Annotated in this window: 15 protein-coding genes; 4 read left to right on the top strand and 11 right to left on the bottom strand. The window is 64.4% G+C overall.

From position 1 onward, the window contains the following. Window positions 1-19: 19 nt before the first annotated feature. Window positions 20-646 (top strand): uracil-DNA glycosylase family protein, encoded by a 627-nt coding sequence (locus DTW89_RS15530; RefSeq protein ID WP_114656597.1) that lies wholly within the window; start codon window positions 20-22, stop codon window positions 644-646. 191 nt (window positions 647-837) lie between these two features. Then, the gene (gene corA / locus DTW89_RS15525; RefSeq protein WP_114656595.1) at window positions 838-1,824 is read left to right on the top strand and encodes a magnesium/cobalt transporter CorA; all 987 of its coding nucleotides are present in this window, start codon (window positions 838-840) and stop codon (window positions 1,822-1,824) included. Between the two features lie 258 nt (window positions 1,825-2,082). On the opposite strand, the gene DTW89_RS15520 is transcribed toward corA, so the two are convergent. The 7 genes from DTW89_RS15520 to DTW89_RS15490 form a co-directional block, all read right to left on the bottom strand. Further along, on the bottom strand, window positions 2,083-2,832 hold the full coding sequence (locus DTW89_RS15520) for a 5'-methylthioadenosine/adenosylhomocysteine nucleosidase (RefSeq protein WP_114656594.1): 750 nt from the start codon (window positions 2,830-2,832) through the stop codon (window positions 2,083-2,085). A gap of 189 nt (window positions 2,833-3,021) precedes the next feature. Next, on the bottom strand, window positions 3,022-4,701 hold the full coding sequence (locus tag DTW89_RS15515; RefSeq protein WP_114656596.1) for a long-chain-fatty-acid--CoA ligase: 1,680 nt from the start codon (window positions 4,699-4,701) through the stop codon (window positions 3,022-3,024). Window positions 4,702-4,795: 94 nt separating this feature from the next. After that, a complete protein-coding gene (gene pntB / locus DTW89_RS15510; protein ID WP_024813317.1) occupies window positions 4,796-6,208 on the bottom strand; it encodes a Re/Si-specific NAD(P)(+) transhydrogenase subunit beta in 1,413 nt (470 codons plus the stop codon). Between the two features lie 27 nt (window positions 6,209-6,235). Next, window positions 6,236-7,837, bottom strand: coding sequence for a Re/Si-specific NAD(P)(+) transhydrogenase subunit alpha (locus DTW89_RS15505; protein WP_114656593.1), 1,602 nt, complete (start codon window positions 7,835-7,837; stop codon window positions 6,236-6,238). A gap of 328 nt (window positions 7,838-8,165) precedes the next feature. Beyond that, window positions 8,166-9,230, bottom strand: a complete 1,065-nt coding sequence (gene fba / locus DTW89_RS15500) for a class II fructose-bisphosphate aldolase (protein WP_114656592.1) — start codon at window positions 9,228-9,230, stop codon at window positions 8,166-8,168. Between the two features lie 77 nt (window positions 9,231-9,307). After that, window positions 9,308-10,702 (bottom strand): histidine kinase dimerization/phospho-acceptor domain-containing protein, encoded by a 1,395-nt coding sequence (locus tag DTW89_RS15495; RefSeq protein ID WP_114656591.1) that lies wholly within the window; start codon window positions 10,700-10,702, stop codon window positions 9,308-9,310. Then, a complete protein-coding gene (locus DTW89_RS15490) occupies window positions 10,702-11,406 on the bottom strand; it encodes a response regulator transcription factor (RefSeq protein WP_114656590.1) in 705 nt (234 codons plus the stop codon). Before DTW89_RS15490 ends, DTW89_RS15495 begins: the two co-directional genes overlap by 1 nt. Before the next feature lie 76 nt (window positions 11,407-11,482). Between DTW89_RS15490 and DTW89_RS15485 the strand changes: the two genes are divergently transcribed. After that, window positions 11,483-12,232 (top strand): phosphatase PAP2 family protein, encoded by a 750-nt coding sequence (locus DTW89_RS15485; protein WP_236637167.1) that lies wholly within the window; start codon window positions 11,483-11,485, stop codon window positions 12,230-12,232. A gap of 29 nt (window positions 12,233-12,261) precedes the next feature. Here DTW89_RS15485 and pyk read toward each other — a convergent pair whose 3' ends face one another. Further along, window positions 12,262-13,698 carry a pyruvate kinase gene (gene pyk / locus DTW89_RS15480; RefSeq protein ID WP_111867671.1) on the bottom strand — a complete coding sequence of 479 codons (1,437 nt, stop codon included), beginning with the start codon at window positions 13,696-13,698 and terminating at the stop codon, window positions 12,262-12,264. Between the two features lie 187 nt (window positions 13,699-13,885). Next, on the bottom strand, window positions 13,886-15,277 hold the full coding sequence (locus DTW89_RS15475) for an aminopeptidase P N-terminal domain-containing protein (protein WP_114656588.1): 1,392 nt from the start codon (window positions 15,275-15,277) through the stop codon (window positions 13,886-13,888). Between the two features lie 122 nt (window positions 15,278-15,399). Between DTW89_RS15475 and DTW89_RS15470 the strand changes: the two genes are divergently transcribed. Next, window positions 15,400-16,164 (top strand): hypothetical protein, encoded by a 765-nt coding sequence (locus DTW89_RS15470; protein ID WP_114656587.1) that lies wholly within the window; start codon window positions 15,400-15,402, stop codon window positions 16,162-16,164. 2 nt (window positions 16,165-16,166) lie between these two features. Here DTW89_RS15470 and DTW89_RS15465 read toward each other — a convergent pair whose 3' ends face one another. After that, window positions 16,167-16,940 (bottom strand): nucleotidyltransferase family protein, encoded by a 774-nt coding sequence (locus tag DTW89_RS15465; protein WP_114656586.1) that lies wholly within the window; start codon window positions 16,938-16,940, stop codon window positions 16,167-16,169. Beyond that, entirely contained in the window at window positions 16,937-17,335 is a 399-nt protein-coding gene (gene speD, locus DTW89_RS15460) for an adenosylmethionine decarboxylase (RefSeq protein ID WP_024813327.1), read from the bottom strand. Before speD ends, DTW89_RS15465 begins: the two co-directional genes overlap by 4 nt. Between the last annotated feature and the right edge of the window lie 115 nt (window positions 17,336-17,450).

Here is a 17,450-nt window from a genome sequence, read left to right as displayed (position 1 = left end):
GTCCTGGGGTGCTGGCGGCCTGGGTGCGGGGGCCGACACTGCGGCGACACCGCGTGCCGTGCGGGAACAACGCGCAGCCGCTCCGGGCGGCGCCCCCGCACCCAGGCCGCCAGCACCCCAGGACGGCAGCCCCACGCCCGCATTGGTCCTGCACGCAGCGCAGGCGCTGTACCCTACGGCCGATCCGGCGCAAACGCCTGCCGGGCTGGGCGCCGGATGGCTGGTGGTTGCCGAGAGCCTCTCGCCCACGGAGCCCCTGGCGGGCGACGCGGGCCGCCTGCTGGACAACATGCTGCGGGCCATGCAACTGCACCGCCACCCCCGCGTGTTTCTGGCGGCGCTGGAGCGCCCGCAGGCCGGCAACGCAACCAATGCCCTTGAGATCGCTCCGGCACTGAATGAGATGGTGGCCACCCTGCGCCCCGCCATGGTGCTGGTGCTGGGCCATGTGGCAGCCCGAGCGGCGCTGGGACGTACCGAGCCCCTGGGCCGCCTGCGTGCCGAGCTGCACCAGCTGGCGGGCTGCCCGGCCATCGTCACCTACGACCCCGCATTTTTGCTGCGCTCCCAAGGCAACAAGGGGGCTGCCTGGGCCGATCTGTGCCGCGCACTGGCACTGGTGCACGCCAGCGCCGTCCACCCCTGAAGCCCGCCCGGCGCCATGCCCCGCAGCGCACGGGCGCCTTCAACCCAATGCCATAATCCGCGGCGTGAACTTTTGATGGAGACAGTTCCTTGGAAACCTACCCGAGTTGGTAGCTTTCAGCTCCCGGCCTGCCGTGGGGTTGAAAGCACCCCATACCCATTGCAGACGCCATATAACCAGGGAGTGAGCCCATGCTCAACATCTTCACGCTTGCCAATGGCCGGCTGTTTCAGGAAGAGATCGAATCGCTGGAGGAGCTGACCCGCTTCCAGCCCATCTGGGTGGATCTGGAAAACCCCACGGTCGAAGAAAAGCGCTGGATCAAACAGCACTACGGCCTGTCCATCCCCGAAGACGCGATGGACGAGGACATTGAGGAATCCGCCCGCTTCTACGAAGAAGACAACGGCGATCTGCACATTCGCAGCGACTTTCTCATTGACGACAACGAGCAGCCGCGCTCGGTGCGCGTGGCCTTCATCCTGAACCTGACCAACCCCGACCTGAAAAGCAAAGGTGTTCTGTTCTCCATCCACGATGAAGACGTGCCCGTTTTCCGCCTGCTGCGCATGCGCGCGCGCCGGGCACCCGGACTGATCGAGGACGCCAAGGAAGTGCTGCTGGCGCTGTTTGACGCCGATGCAGAGTACTCGGCCGACACGCTGGAGAACATTTACGACGAGCTGGAAAAGGTGAGCAAGCAGGTGCTGGCCGGTGACGTGACCGACACCCGCGCCGGTGAAGTGCTGGGCGCCATCGCCCGCCAGGAAGACTTGAACGGCCGCATCCGCCGCAACGTGATGGACACGCGCCGCGCCGTCAGCTTCATGATGCGCAGCAAGATGCTCAACTCCAACCAGTTCGAGGAAGCGCGGCAGATTCTGCGCGACATCGAGTCGCTGGACAGCCACACGGCCTTTTTGTTCGACAAGATCAACTTTTTGATGGACGCCACGGTCGGTTTCATCAACATCAACCAGAACAAGATCATCAAGATCTTCTCGGTGGCCAGTGTGGCGCTGCTGCCGCCCACGCTGATTGCCAGCGTGTACGGCATGAACTTTCAGCACATGCCCGAGCTGGCCAAGGAGTGGGGCTACCCCTACGCGCTGCTGCTGATGCTGGCCAGCGCGCTGGGCCCCATGTGGTACTTCCGCAAGCGCGGCTGGTTGAAGTAGCCCCCCTGTGGCGCTGCGCGCCTTCCCCCCCGAGGGGGGACGCCTCCAGCGGCCCGGCGAAGCCGGTTCCGCGGTGGCGCTGGCCTAGGGTCCGCCAGTTTTTACGGGCAGTCAGCTTTGCTGATGGCGTTTATTGATCACGCGCTGGTGGTCATCACTTTCAACGGTCGTGCTCCAGTGATCTGAGGCGCCTGCCAGTCAAATACTAGCCAAATAGGCCGCTAGCGCTTATCAGCAAAGCGCTGACAGCTATTAATTTCATAGTTTTTGTAGAAACGTCTGCACCATGTGATCGGCGTAGCGGCTGGCAACGGTCTGCACAAACAGCGCAAAGTCGCCATGCGCGGCGTCGTCGGCGCGGTCGGAGATGGTGCGCACTGCCGCAAACGGCACGCCATAGTCCAGGCACACCTGGGCCACGGCGGCGCCCTCCATTTCTACGGCCAGCACGTCGTGGCCCGCTTCGCGCAGCGCGGTGCGCAGCCGGTCGGACTCGTGCGCGGCCGAGACAAAGCGGTCGCCGCTGGCCATCAGGCCATGGTGCACCTGCTGGGCAGTGTGGCCATTATTTGGATCAAATAGGCCCTCAGCGCTTACCAAACAAGCGCGAGCAGCTTCCAAAAGAAGAGCAGACAAAGCCACATCGCAGGCCAGCCGTGCACGCGCGTAGCCCGGCAGCTCCCAGCGCGGGAACAGCGGCGAGGCGTCCATGTCGTGCTGCACATAGTCCTGCGCCACCACCACATCGCCCACGCGCACACCATCACCCACGCCACCGGCCACACCGGTGAACACGATGCGGGCCGCAGCAAACCGCTCGATCAGCGCCGTGGCCGTGGTGGCGGCCGCCACCTTGCCGATGCCCGAGAGCGCCAGCACCACGCTTTTGCCGTGCAGCATCCCCGTCCAGAAAACACGCCCCGCGTGCACCCTGCGCTGCGGCGCCTGCAACAGGGCGACAAGGCTGGATTGTTCTTCGGGAAGAGCGCTGAGGATGGCGGTGGTCATAGGCCCCATTATTTCTGCATAAAAAAACCCTGGGCTGTCAGGCACCAGGGTCTGGCGGCCGCACGAAGCGGCCAGAAAAACTCAGTTCCCGTTGTGCACGCCATCCACGCCGTGAGCGTGGTGGCCTGCAAACAGGCGACGCGGGAAGATCACGCAGACCTCCTCGCGTTGGCTGGCGGCAAAAACGCGTTACTTCTTGTCGCGCAGTTCGCGCCGCAGGATTTTCCCGACGGGAGTCTTGGGCAGCTCGGTACGGAACTCGATCACCTTGGGCTGCTTGTAGCCCGTGAGTTCATGGCGGCAGTATTCGCGCACATCGGCTTCGGTGAGGTCTTCCGACCTCTTGACGATCACCAGCTTGACGGCCTCGCCCGATTTTTCGTCGGGCACGCCCACTACGGCGCATTCCAGAACGCCAGGGCAGTTGGCCACCACCTCTTCGACCTCGTTCGGATACACGTTGAAGCCGCTGACCAGCACCATGTCCTTTTTGCGGTCAACGATCTTGAAGTAGCCGCGCTCGTCCACAACGCCGATGTCGCCCGACTTGAAATAGCCGTCTTCGGTCATGACCTTGGCGGTTTCGTCGGGGCGCTGCCAGTAGCCCGCCATCACCTGGGGTCCCTTGATGGCAATTTCGCCGGGCTGACCGAGGGTGGTGACCTCGTGGCCTTCGTCATCGAGCAGCTTCATGTAGGTGTTGGGCAAGGGCACACCGATGGTGCCGGTGAACTCTTTGGCGGTCACCGGGTTGCAACTGGCCGAGGGGCTGGTTTCCGACAGACCGTAGCCCTCGCAGATCGGGCAGCCCGTTTTTTCGAGCCACAGTTTGGCCACCGCACCTTGCACGGCCATGCCCCCGCCCACGGAAACCTTGAGGTTCTTCCAGTTGACGGTGTTGAAGTCGGGGTGGTTGGCCAGCCCGTTGAACAGCGTGTTCACGGCCGGAAAGCTGTGGAAGGTGTGCTTGGACAGCTCTTTGAGCACGGCAGGCAGGTCGCGCGGATTGGGGATCAGGATGGTTTTGCCGCCCGTGCGCATGGACAGCATCATGTTCACGGTGAACGCGAAGATGTGGTACAGCGGCAGCGCGCAGATGCTGGTGGGTTGCTCACCCTCGGGCACCTTGGTCATCACCGGGTCGTTCCAGGCCTCTGACTGCAGCACATTGGCGATCACGTTGCGGTGCAGCAGGATGGCGCCCTTGCTCACGCCAGTGGTGCCGCCGGTGTATTGCAGCAGCGCAATGTCGTCGGGCTTGATGTCGGGTTTCTTGAACGCACCGCGTGCGCCCTGCGCCACTGCATCATTGAAACGCACGGCGCCTGGCAGGTTGAAGGCGGGCACCATCTTTTTGACGTTGCGCACCACGTAGTTGACCAGCGTGCCTTTGAGCATGCCCAGCTGGTCTCCCATGGAGCACAGCACCACATGCTTGACGGGCGTGTGAACCAGGCATTGCTCCAGCGTGGTGGCAAAGTTCTCGATGATCACGATGGCCTTGGCACCCGAATCCTTGAGCTGGTGCTCCAGCTCGCGCGGTGTGTACAGCGGGTTCACATTCACCACCACAAAGCCGGCTCGCAGGATGGCCGCCACCGTGACGGGGTACTGCGGCACGTTGGGCATCATGATGGCCACGCGGTCGCCCTTGACCAGGCCCAAGCCCTGCAGGTAGGCCGCGAAGGCGTTGCTCAGCGAATCGGTCTGGGCATACGTGACGTCCTTGCCCATGAAGCTGTAGGCAATACGGTCGGTGTACTTGGTGAATGCCTCGTCCATGAGGGCGACGAGGGATGGGTATTTGGACAGGTCAACATCAGCGGGAACGCCTTGCGGATAGGCGGCCAGCCAGGGGCGGTCGGTCATTTTCATTGTCTCCTGATAAGGTTCATTGTGATCACAAAAGCACGCTGATGTTTCTCAGCACGATCGTGCTTTTTCCGCGAGGGGATTATGCCCGTCAGCCTTTAAGCGCGGTGAGGACTTCGTCGAGCATTTTCTTGGCATCGCCGAACAGCATGCGGTTGTTTTCCTTGTAGAACAGCGGGTTGTCCACCCCCGCATAGCCCGAGGCCATGGACCGCTTCATCACGATCGAGGTCTTGGCCTTCCACACTTCGAGCACCGGCATGCCCGCAATGGGGCTGGATGGATCGTCAAGGGCACTGGGGTTCACGATGTCGTTGGCGCCAATGACGATGGCCACGTCGGTGTCTGGGAAGTCCTCGTTGATCTCGTCCATCTCCATCACGATGTCGTAGGGCACCTTGGCCTCGGCCAGCAGCACGTTCATGTGGCCCGGCATGCGGCCCGCCACCGGGTGGATGGCAAAGCGCACATTCACGCCCTTTTCGCGCAGGGTCTTGGTGATCTCGTACACCGTGTGCTGTGCCTGGGCCACGGCCATGCCGTAGCCGGGCACGATGATGACGCTCTTGGCATCGCGCAGCAGATCGGCCGTTTCGGCAGAGCTGACAGGCACCACCTCGCCTTGTGGCTCGGCAGCCTCGCCCTTCTTGGCAGGCGTGCCAGACCCCGAGCCGAAACCACCCGCGATCACGCTGATGAAGTTGCGATTCATCGCGTTGCACATGATGTAGGACAGGATGGCGCCCGAGGAGCCCACCAGCGCGCCAGTGACGATGAGCAGGTCGTTAGAAAGCATGAAGCCCGTGGCCGCCGCCGCCCAGCCCGAATAGCTGTTGAGCATGGACACCACCACCGGCATGTCGGCGCCACCAATGGCCATGACCATGTGGATGCCGAACAGCAGTGCGATGACCGTCATCACGACCAGCGGCAGCATGCCCTGCTCTATTGTTTCGGCCTGCAGAAACTCCCGGCCAAACCAGATCACGATCAGCAGCCCGGCGAGGTTGAGCCAGTGGCGCCCAGGCAGCAACAGCGGCTTGCCGCCGATCTTGCCGTTGAGCTTGCCAAAGGCGATGAGCGAGCCCGAGAACGTGACGGCGCCAATCAGGATACCGACATAGATTTCCACCTCATGGATGGTTTTCTCTACGCCCTGCAGCTGGATCGAGGTGTCCACATAACTGGCAAACCCCACGAGGCAGGCCGCCAGGCCCACCAGGCTGTGCATGAGCGCGACCAGCTCGGGCATCTGGGTCATCTTGACGACCTTGGCGGCGTACAGTCCGATGCCGCCGCCAATCACCAATGCACCAACGATCCATGCGACGCCCATGGGGCTGACGCGCGGGCCGAACACCGTGGCCAGCACGGCCAGCGCCATGCCGACCATGCCGAACAGGTTGCCGCGGCGTGAGGTTTCAGGATTGGACAGGCCACCCAGACTGAGGATGAACAAAATGGCCGCGCCCAGGTAGGCAACGGTAGCGAGACTTTGGGACATGTTCGTCTTTCCTTGTCTTTGTCGTTGTTATTTACGGAACATGGCGAGCATGCGACGCGTCACGGCAAAGCCGCCGAACATGTTGACTGCCGTGAGCACCAGTGCGGCGAAGGCCAGCCAAAGAATCAATCCATCCGGGCGCCCATTGATGCCTGCATCGGGGGGAGCGATCTGCACCAGCGCGCCGATGGCGATGATGCTGGAGATGGCGTTGGTCACACTCATCAGCGGCGTGTGCAGCGCGGGCGTGACGTTCCACACCACCATGTAGCCGATGAAGCAGGCCAGCACGAACACCGTGAAGTGCCCCAGGAAGGCCACGGGCGCATAGGCGCCGATGGCCCAGAACAGCACGGCCAGCACGGCAAAGACGATGGTCAGCGTCTTGGCAGACATGGGTGCCCCCGGGCCATGGCTGGATTTTTTGGTGGCAACAGGAGCGGACGCCGCCTTGGGCGCCGGTGCCGGCGCCTGCTTGAGCGGTGGCGCAGGCCAGGTGATGGTGCCTTCTTTTACCACCGTGAGCCCGCGGATCGCGTCGTCCTCCATGTTGACCACGGCCACACCGTCCTTGGCCTTGCACAGTTCTTCTGTGAGACGAAGCAGGTTGGTGGCATACAGGGTGGAAGATTGCTTGGCCAGGCGCGAAGGCAGGTCGGTGTAGCCGACGATGGTCACGCCGTGGTGCACTACGGCCTGGCCAGGCACGGTCAGCTCGCAATTGCCACCCTGCTCGGCAGCCATGTCCACGATCACGCTGCCGGGCTTCATGCTTTGCACCATCTCGGCGGTGATCAGCTTGGGGGCTGGTTTGCCGGGGATCAGCGCGGTCGTGATGATGATGTCGGCGTCCTTGGCCTGCTCGGCGTACATCTTGCGCTGCGCGGCCTGGAAACCCTCGCTCATGACCTTGGCGTACCCGCCGCCGCCCGAGCCTTCCTCTTCGTAGTCCACCTTGACAAACTCGCCGCCCAGCGACTTGACCTGGTCGGCCACCTCGGCGCGCGTGTCATTGGCGCGCACGATGGCGCCCAGGTTGGCCGCCGTGCCAATGGCGGCGAGACCCGCCACACCAGCGCCCGCGATGAACACCTTCGCCGGCGGCACCTTGCCCGCAGCCGTGATCTGGCCGTTAAAGAAGCGGCCGAAGGCATTGGCCGCCTCGATGACAGCGCGGTAGCCTGAAACGCCTGCGGTGGACGTCAGCGCGTCCATCTTCTGGGCCCGGCTCAGGGTGCGCGGCAGGCAGTCTATGGCCAGCACCGTGGCCTTGCGGGCGGACAGCTGCTGCATCAACTCGGGGTTCTGGGCGGGCCAGATGAAGTCGATGAGCGTCGTGCCCTCGCGCATGAGCGCGACTTCGTCGCTGCTGGGGGGGCGCACCTTGAAGACAATGTCTGAAGCAGCCCACAGCGCGGCAGCGTCCCCAACGATCTGGGCCCCGGCGGCGCGGTAGGCGTCGTCGCTGAAATTGGCGGCATCCCCCGCCCCAGACTCCACAGCGACGGTGAAGCCCAGCTTGATCAGCTTCTCCACCACATCGGGCACGGTGGCCACGCGCTTTTCGCCGGGGAAGGTTTCCCTCGGCACGCCGATACGCTGCGGCTGCTGGACTGGGCTTGTCTGCATCAGAGTTCTCCTCAAATTTCGTAATCGTTATGCCAGGCCGCTATACAAGGGGACTGGCGTGCGCGGGTGACTGGAAAGGGGCGCAGGAAACCAGGACAGCGAAATGACCAAGCGGGCAATTTTTGAAGGCGACTTGGTATCAGACATTTCGCAGGGCACCCACCCCGGGCAAACTGACCACGAGCTTACATGAAGAAACGCGAATGCCTGTCGCATTCACACCATACGAGGAAGACTCCCCTGCACATTCCAGCCGCAAAAAAAAGCCGATGACACACAGTTCACCGGCTCTTTTCCGGGGCCGCACGCTGCGGCCCTGCATCGGAGATCAATTCACCCGTTGTGCCAACGCACCCGAGGCGTATTGACCCGCCACCACCTGCAGGCTGTGGCCCTTGATTTTGCCACCCTGGCCTTCACAGCCAAACTCGATATAGCGCTGTTTGCAAATGGCCTTGGCGGCTTCCCGCGCGGGCTTGAGCCATTCGCGGGCATCGAATTTCTCGGGGTTTTCGAACAGGAACTTGCGCACTGCACCGGTCATGGCCAGACGGATGTCGGTGTCGATGTTGATCTTGCGCACACCGTGCTTGATGGCTTCCTGGATCTCTTCAACGGGCACGCCGTAGGTTTCCTTCATCTTGCCGCCGTACTGGTTGATGATGGCCAGCAAATCGGCCGGCACCGACGAGGAGCCATGCATCACCAGGTGGGTGTTGGGAATGCGCTGGTGGATTTCCTTGACACGGCTGATGGCCAGGATATCGCCCGTGGGCTTGCGGCTGAACTTGTAAGCGCCATGGCTGGTGCCAATCGCAATGGCCAGCGCATCAAGCTGCGTGGCCTTGACGAAGGTGGCGGCTTCCTCGGGGTCGGTCAGCATCTGGCTGTGGTCGAGCTTGCCCTCGGCGCCAATGCCGTCTTCCTCGCCGGCTTCACCGGTTTCCAGGTTGCCCAGGCAGCCCAGTTCACCCTCCACGGTGACGCCCACCTTGTGCGCCATCTCCACCACCTTGCGGGTCACTTCGACGTTGTAGTCGAACGATGAGGGGGTTTTGCCGTCTTCCATCAGCGAACCGTCCATCATCACCGAGCCAAAGCCCAGGTCGATGGCGCCCTGGCACACCTTGGGCGATGTGCCGTGGTCCTGGTGCATCACCAGGGGGATGTGGGGATACATTTCGGCCGCGGCCTGGATCAGGTGCTTGATAAAGGCCTCGCCCGCGTATTTGCGGGCACCGGCGCTGGCCTGGAGGATCACCGGAGCGCCCACCTCGTCGGCAGCGGCCATCACGGCCTGCACCTGCTCCAGATTGTTGACGTTGAAGGCAGGAATGCCATAGCCATTGGTGGCTGCATGGTCGAGCAGTTCGCGCATCGAGACGAGGGGCATGGTCGTGAAGTCCGTTCAGGGTTGATGGGGTGCTGACAGGCAGCCGCTGCGGTGGTAACCGCGTGGTAACTCGGATTTTACCCGGCCTGCGCAGCGACAGGCGGCGGAAAATCCAGACGGAAGCAGGTGGTGAATGGCGCTGGCGCGGCAGCTGCGCCAAAGTCGCCGCCATGCATTTGCGCCACGCGCAGCACGATTTCGTGCCCCAGGTGCAGGCTGTCCACCGGGCGGGCCACCTTCGCGTTGCCCCCGGCCGCCTGGACGCGGCGGCCGTCGTCACACACCTGCAGCCAGGCCGCCCCGGTGTCGGACTGCCCGATCTGCACGGAAATCCGGGTTCCAGGAGGGGTGTGCTTGAGGGCGTTTTCGACCAAATTGCGCACCGCCAGGTCCAGCAGCACAGCGTGCCCCGTCAGTTCCAGCGTGTCGGGCGCCACCAGGGCAATCTCGCCCCCCCGCTTCCATGCTGCCTGCGCGTAGTCGGCGCATACCGCGCGCGCCGTGGCAGCCAGGTCCACCGGCGCCTTGGCTTCGTGCAACTGCGCGCGGCTGGCCCGTGCCAACGCCAGCAACTGGTTCAGCACATGGCCCGCACGCAGGGCGTCCTGCCCGATCTGGGTCACAGCCTGCGCCTGCGCCTGCGGGGCGAGCCCCCCTCCCAGGGCACGGGCCTGCAACGCAATGGAAGACAGCGGTGTGCGCAACTCGTGGGCCACTTCATTGGCCAGCCGCCGCTCGCGCACCAGTGCGTCCTGCTGCCGGTCCAGCAAGGTGTTGATGGAGGCCACCACCGATTCGAATTCGCTCCAGGCATGGCGCGACGCCAGACGCTGCGTGCTGGCGGGGTCCAGCGCGGCCACGTCCGCAGACAGGGCGTACAAGGGCCGCAAGCCCCGCCGCAAGGCCAGCCCGAGGGCCAGCGCCACGACGGGCAGCAGCCACAGCCCGGGCTCGATCATCTGCCCGGCAATGTCGCGGGCCAGCTCATCACGCTCGCGCGACTCCAGCAGCACCATGACCTTGCGGGTTTTGGGTGCATCCCACTGCGAAAAACTGCGCCACGCCATCGCCTCGGGCCCAAGGTGCAAATCGGCAAAACCTTCGGCGGCATCAAAGGCGGGCAGGGGCGCACTGCCGCTTTGCGCCAGTACGCGCCCGGCGGCATCCCACTGCACCACGCTGATGGACTGCTGATAGTCATGCGATTTGAGCCATGGCGTCGGCGCGCGCTGCGTGGTGACGGACGTCTCCACGGCCTCGGAAGCGCGCAGATTGATGAGCAGCGCCGCCACACTGGCCAGATGGCCATCGGTCAGCTCATCCGCTTCGTGCACACCGGCGCGGTATCCCATGAACACAAAGCTGCCCCACACCAACACCAGAGCGCCCAGAGACCACAGCAGCAGATGCCGGGTCAGAGAATGGCGACCCGCTCCCTTGGCAGGCAAGTCAGCGGACCCCGGTGCCGGCATCACCCGGCCTCCTGCGGCATGAAGTAGCCCACGCCCCGCATGGTCTGGATGCACCCGCTGCCCAGCTTGCGCCGCAGATGGTGGATGTGCACTTCGACCGCGTTGCTTTCAATGGCCGATTGCCAGCTGTACAACCGCTCTTCGAGCTGCTGGCGAGAAAGCACGCGGCCCCGGGCCTGCAACAGCACCAGCAGCACCGAAAACTCGCGGGGCGACATCTCGACCGGTTTGCCATCCTGCATCACCGTGCGTGCAGCCGGGTCCACTTCGATATCCCCGTAGCGGATGGTGGGCGAGGCCCGGCCCGCCGCACGGCGCAGCAGCGCACGCAAACGGGCGTCGAGTTCATCAACATCAAAGGGCTTGACCAGATAGTCGTCGGCGCCCTGGTCGAGGCCGGCAATGCGCTGGCTGACCTGATCGCGGGCCGTCACGATCAGCACCGGCGTGGCGGGGTCGGGCAGCGCCGGTGCACCCGTCGCATCCCCACGGGGCGGGCTCGTGCGCAGACGGTGCAGCAGTTCGCTGCCCTCGCCGTCCGCCAGCCCCAGGTCCAGCAGCACGGCGTCGAAAGACTCGGCGCGCAGTGCACCCCAGGCCGCGGCAACGCCATCGCACACATCCACGGCATAGCCGCGTTGCTGCAGATTGGTGCGCAGCCCGTCGGCAATGCCCGCATCGTCTTCGACCACAAGGATTCGCATCGCCCCATTGTCGCCGCGACCGACGCTACGGAAAAGATTAAGACGCCGTTAAGCACCGACACCTATGGTGCCGAACATGCCCCATTCGCATGCTCCTTCTTCCTTTTCTCGCCATTGCCTGCGCACCACCCTGGCCTGGACCCTTGGCGTCCTGGTGTGCCTGCTGGCCTGGGACGCCCTGGGGCAAGACCGGGCGCTGGCCCATGCCTTTGGCACGGGCAGCGGCTTCCCGATGCGGGAGCATTGGCTGTTCTCACAGGTTCTGCACGAGGGCGCCCGCCGGGTGGGCTGGCTTTTGATGCTGCTGGTGGCACTGGGGGTGTGGTGGCCGATAGGCCTGCTACGGCGCATCGACCTGGGGGAGCGACTGCAGCTGGCCATAAGCGTCCTGGTGGCACTGGGCGTGGTGAGCAGCCTGAAAAGCCTGAACGCCACCAGCTGCCCCTGGGATCTGGCCGAATTCGGTGGTGTAGCCCGCTATGCCTCGCACTGGGCCCTGGGCGTCGTTGATGGCGGAGGCGGGCGCTGCTTTCCGGCAGGCCATGCCTCGGCAGGGTTTGCCTTTGTGGGCGGCTACTTTGCCCTGCGCCACCGCCAGCCGCGTGCCGCGCGCCTGTGGCTGGCGGCCTCGCTGGCCGCTGGCCTGATTCTGGGAGGGGCCCAGCAGGTGCGCGGGGCCCACTTCATGAGCCACACACTGTGGACAGGCTGGCTGTGCTGGACCACCGGATGGCTGTGCGACCTGACTGCGGGTGCACTACGCCAGCGTTTTGCGTTGACCAACACCCCGTTGCCACCAGCCCCACGGCCCCCTGCAGCCACGTAACCGGGTCGTCTTTTACGCGATGAACGACATCAACCGGCGCGGCAGATTTTCAGCATGTTGGTGCCGCCGGGCGCGCCCATGGGCTCGCCGCAGGTGATGGCATACACATCACCGCTTTGCACAATGCCGCGGCTCTTGAGGTGGCCTTCGGCCTGCGCCAGTGCCGTGTCACGGTCGGCGCTGGTGTCCATGAGCAAGGGCCGCACATTGCGGTACATGGCCATCTTGCGCTGCGTGGCCACCTTGGGTGTCAGCGCGTAGATTGGGATATGGCTGCGGTGGCGACTCATCCACAGGGCGGTGGCGCCGCTGTCGGTCATGGCCACGATGGCCTTGGCCTCCAGGTGGTGGGCCGTGAACAGCGCCCCCATGGCAATGGACTGGTCGATGCGGCCAAAGGTACGGCCCGTAAAGTCGGCATCCAGCCGGTGGTCCTCGGCCGCCTCGGCAGCGGCGCAGATCTTGGCCATCTCTTCCACGGTTTCCAGGGGGTATTTGCCCGCAGCCGTCTCGGCGCTGAGCATCACCGCATCGGTGCCGTCGAGCACGGCATTGGCCACGTCGCTCACCTCGGCACGGGTGGGCACAGGGTTGGTGATCATGCTTTCCATCATCTGCGTGGCAGTGATGACCACTTTGTCGAGATCGCGCGCCATGCGGATCATCTTCTTTTGCAATGCGGGCACGGCCGCGTTGCCTACTTCCACCGCCAGATCGCCGCGCGCCACCATGATGCCGTCGCTGACGCGCAGGATGGCCTCCAGGTGCGGAATGGCCTCCGCACGTTCGATTTTTGCAATCAGCCCCGGCTTGTGGCGGTATTCCGCTGCTGCCACGTTGCACAGCTGGCGCGCCATCTCCATGTCGGTCGCATTCTTGGGGAAGCTCACGGCCACATAGTCGGCCTGAAAACCCATGGCCGTGCGGATGTCGTCCATGTCCTTGGCGGTGAGGGCGGGCGCTGTAAGGCCGCCGCCCTGCTTGTTGATGCCCTTGTTGTTGGACAGCTCGCCACCAATTTTCACCGTGGTGTGCACCGCCTCGCCGCGCACTGCGTCCACCGTGAGAACGATGAGGCCGTCGTTGAGCAGCAGCACATCGCCCGGCTTCACATCCCGCGGCAATTCCTTGTAATCCAGCCCCACACCGGCCAGGTCGCCAGGCTCGGTGCGCGAGGCATCCAGCACAAACGGGGCGCCCTGCACCAGCTGCACCTTGCCTTCGGCAAACTTGCCGACCCGGATCTTCGGGCCCTGCAGGTCCGCCATGATCGCCACCTCGCGCCCGGCCCGCTGGGCGGCAGCACGCACTGCCGTGGCACGGTCGATATGGTCTTGCGCCTTGCCGTGGCTGAAGTTGAGGCGCACCACATTGACGCCAGCGCGGATCATGGCCTCCAGCAGCGCCGGGTCGCTCGATGCGGGGCCCAGGGTGGCAACAATTTTGGTGGCGCGGCGGGTGGACATGGGTGTGCCTCTTTCACTGAACGTGTAATTAAGTTTCTATTTTTACACGGAAGCAGTTACACCCAGAAAACCATCGACCCCTGCGCAGCACACGGCCCGCGCACCGTGCGCAACCGTTTCCCGCTGTTGCGCTGGGCACCGCCCTCGCGCACAGGTGGATGGCCTTCATGTGCAGCTTGTCGCCCCCTCAGGCGCGCATCAGGGCTTCAATTTCGTCGGCCTTTACCGGCACACCGCGGGTGATCAATTCACAGCCCGATTCTGTGACGATGGCGTCGTCCTCGATGCGGATACCGATGTTGTGGAATGCCTCGGGCACGCCAGGAGCGGGCCGCACGTAGATGCCCGGCTCGATGGTGAGCACCATGCCCGGGCGCAGCACACGGCTGGGGCGGTTGGTGATGAGCTCGCCCGATAGCGGGTCTGTGCGCTGGCTCACCTGGCCCACCTCACCGGGCTCCACGTAGCTGCCGCAGTCGTGCACATCCATGCCCAGCCAGTGCCCGGTGCGGTGCATGTAAAACTGGAAATATGCGCGCTGCTCGATTACGTCCTGCGCCGTACCGGCCTTGCTTTTGTCGAGCAGCCCCAAGTCCAGCATGCCCTGCGCCAGCACGGCCACGGTGGCATCGTGCGGGTCGGTAAAGCGGGCCCCAGCCCGCGTGGCGGCCACGGCAGCTTCCTGGCTGGCGAGCACCAGGTCATACAGCGCGCGCTGCGGCCCGGTGAAACGGCCATTGGCCGGAAAGGTGCGCGTGATGTCGCTGGCATAGCCGTCGAGCTCACACCCGGCATCGATCAGCACCAGCTCGCCATCGCGCACGGGCGCGGTGTCGGCGCGGTAATGCAGCACGCAGGCATTGGCGCCCGCCGCCACGATGGAGCCGTAGGCGGGGTATTGCGAACCCTGCTGGCGAAACTCGTACAGCAACTCGGCATCCAGGTGGTATTCACGCACCTCTTCGCCGGCACGCAGCATGCGGGCCGAGCGTTGCATGGCACGGATGTGCGCCCCCGCACTGATGGCGCTGGCACGGCGCATGATGGCCTGCTCGTGCGCATCCTTGATCAGGCGCATTTCATCGAGCAGCGTGCACAGGTCGTTTTGCACTGCGGGGCACAGCGCGCCATAGCGCGCACGGGCGCGCACGGCATTCAGCCATCCTTCCACCCGGGCAGCCAGGCCGTTGTGGGTGGCGAACGGGTACCAGACCGCGCCGCTATTTTCGAGCAGGCGGGGCAGCTTGGCATCCAGCTCTGAGATCGAATGTGCAGCATCCACGCCCAGCGCAGCAGGCGCAGCTGCCGGCCCCAGGCGGTAGCCATCCCAGATCTCGCGCTCCAGGTCTTTGGGCTGGCAAAACAGCGTGCTGCGCCCGTCAGCCGTGATCACCAGGCAGGCGCCCGGCTCGGTGAACCCGGTCAGGTAATAAAAATAGCTGTCGTGGCGAAAGAGAAAATCGCTGTCCCGGTTGCGCTGGCGTTCTGGCGCCGTGGGGATGATCGCGATACCGCCTTCACCGAGCATCGAGGCAAGGCGGGCACGCCGCTGGGCATGGATGGATGTCTGTAGACTCATCCGCACATTTTGAGGCCATCTGGCGATGGACGGCCCTCATGCCTGCGAATCTGCTTTCATTTTCCGGCCTTTCTGCGCAGCGTCGGGCAGGCTCCCATTCGTCCCATCCGTTATTTGCAAACATGTCTGCTCTGTTCACGTCACCGCTGCATTTCCTCCTGGTGACCTTCATCCCACTGCTCGGTCTCGTGTTGGCGACCTCACTGCTCGTCTACGGTGTGTATGTGCGCTGGATAGACATACCCCGCAAGTGGCTGCTGACACCGCGCACCGTGCAAATACTGCTGGCAGTGGCCGTGCTGTGCAACGCCTGGCTGGGTTTACGGCTCTATCTTTCACACGGCGCGCAGCAGGCCTGGCAGGACGGCGCGTCCATCCGTCTGGGTCGTGAGCGGTTTGTGCTGCCCCACGACTATCTGTATGGCGAACTCACCATCCCTGCAGGCAGCCTCATCAACCGCCGGGACCCGTTCGACAAAGGTGAACCCACCCGCCCGCTGGCGCTGCATGGGCTGGAAGCCGTGAGGTTCTCGCAGCCGGTGCAGTTGGCGGGTGTTTGGGCCAGCGCAATGCAGACGGTGCCCATGCGTGTGGAGTTGGCGCATGACCAGCGCATCGGCCCGTTCTACCGCTTCGACAGCGCCAGCCAAAGCTGGGGGCCCAACACCGTGGTGTCCGCACTGACTTGCAAGAAAGGCCAGATCGCCTTGTTCCACGTGCCGCACATTGCGCATGACATTCAGGCCGAACTGGGCAAACCCGCACCCGATGGGCCACAGGCACGGTTTCTGCCCAGCCAATGGCTGTTTCGCAAGTGCGAAGCTGGTCCGGCAATCGCCCTGGAACCGGCGCCCGGCAAAAGCCCCGTTGCGGCGGCGCCCCGTTAGGCTCAGCGGTTGAGTTCTGCAAGCCGCTCGGGCGTACCGACGTCAGTCCAGCGGCCGCCATAAAGTGAGGCGGACACACGGCCTGCGTCCATCGCACATCGCAGCAGCGGCGCCAGAGGGGCTTTGACGCCCAGTGGGTTGCCTGGCGCAATGTCGCACCACGGCGGCGCGAACAGTTCGGCCCGCAGCAACGCGATGGTGCTGTAGGTGTAGCGCGGCGCGGGGTCGTCTGCGGGCAGGTTCAGCGCCAGGCCTTGGGACGACAGGCCGAAGTCGCCGCGCGGGTTGTGCGCCGGGTTGGGTACCAGCCACAGATGGGCGAGCTGGTCGCTGGCGGCAAAAGCCTGCACAGCGGCGCTGTCGAACACAAAATCGGGCGCGAACACATCGCCCGCAGCCAGCCAAAAAACGGGCCCCAACTGCGGCAGGGCACGGGCAATGCCTCCCGCCGTTTCCAGCGCACCACCAAAATCCACACCCTCTTGCGAGTATGAAATTGATAGCTGCTTGCGCTTATCCCATATGGGTTTAACGCCATTTTTATCTGAAAAATAGGCAGGTATCTGCTCTCCCAGCCAGGCGGTGTTGATCACCACGCGCGAGACTCCAGCATTGGCCAGGGCCTGCAAATGCCACTGCAGCAGCGGCCGGCCCTGCACCTGCAGCAGGGGTTTCGGGGTGGAGTCGGTGAGGGGCCGCATGCGCTCGCCGCGGCCTGCCGCCAGCACCAGCGCAGGCACCTGCACGGGCAGCTGAACAAAGGCGGGCGGCGTCATCGCACGGCCCCAGTGGCTGACTCCACGGCGCCGCGCTGCAGGGCATGGCGCTGCACCTCGGCGGGGTCAAAGAGGGCCAGCAGCGCATCCATCAGGGCCTGCGCCTTTACCGAATGATCGGCACCGAAATTGCACACGTACACATCCAGCGTGACGGCGTTTTGCTCGGGCCAGGTGTGCACGCACAGGTGCGACTCGGCCAGCAGCACCGTGGCAGTGACACCGCCCGGGCCCTGGGCTGTGGACGGGAAGGTATGAAACAGCTGGTCCACCGCCTGCAAACCCGCAGCGCGCACGGCATCCGTACAGGCCAGGGACAGTGCGGCGGCATCCAGCATGCGCTGGGGAGCGCAGCGGCAGCCACGCAGATCGGCAGTGAGATGCAGTCCTTGCATGGCCAGCACTGTAGTGCATTGGCCGCGACGCGACGGCGTGCGCGGGTGCCCGCAAGCCCCCCAGCTGGCCGCACCGGTAAAATACCGGGTTTCCCCTGAACCTCCCACCCGGAGC

The organism is Acidovorax sp. BoFeN1 (assembly GCF_003345135.1).
Lineage (GTDB): Bacteria > Pseudomonadota > Gammaproteobacteria > Burkholderiales > Burkholderiaceae_C > Acidovorax > Acidovorax defluvii.
This window is presented reverse-complemented; position numbering and strand designations above follow the sequence as displayed.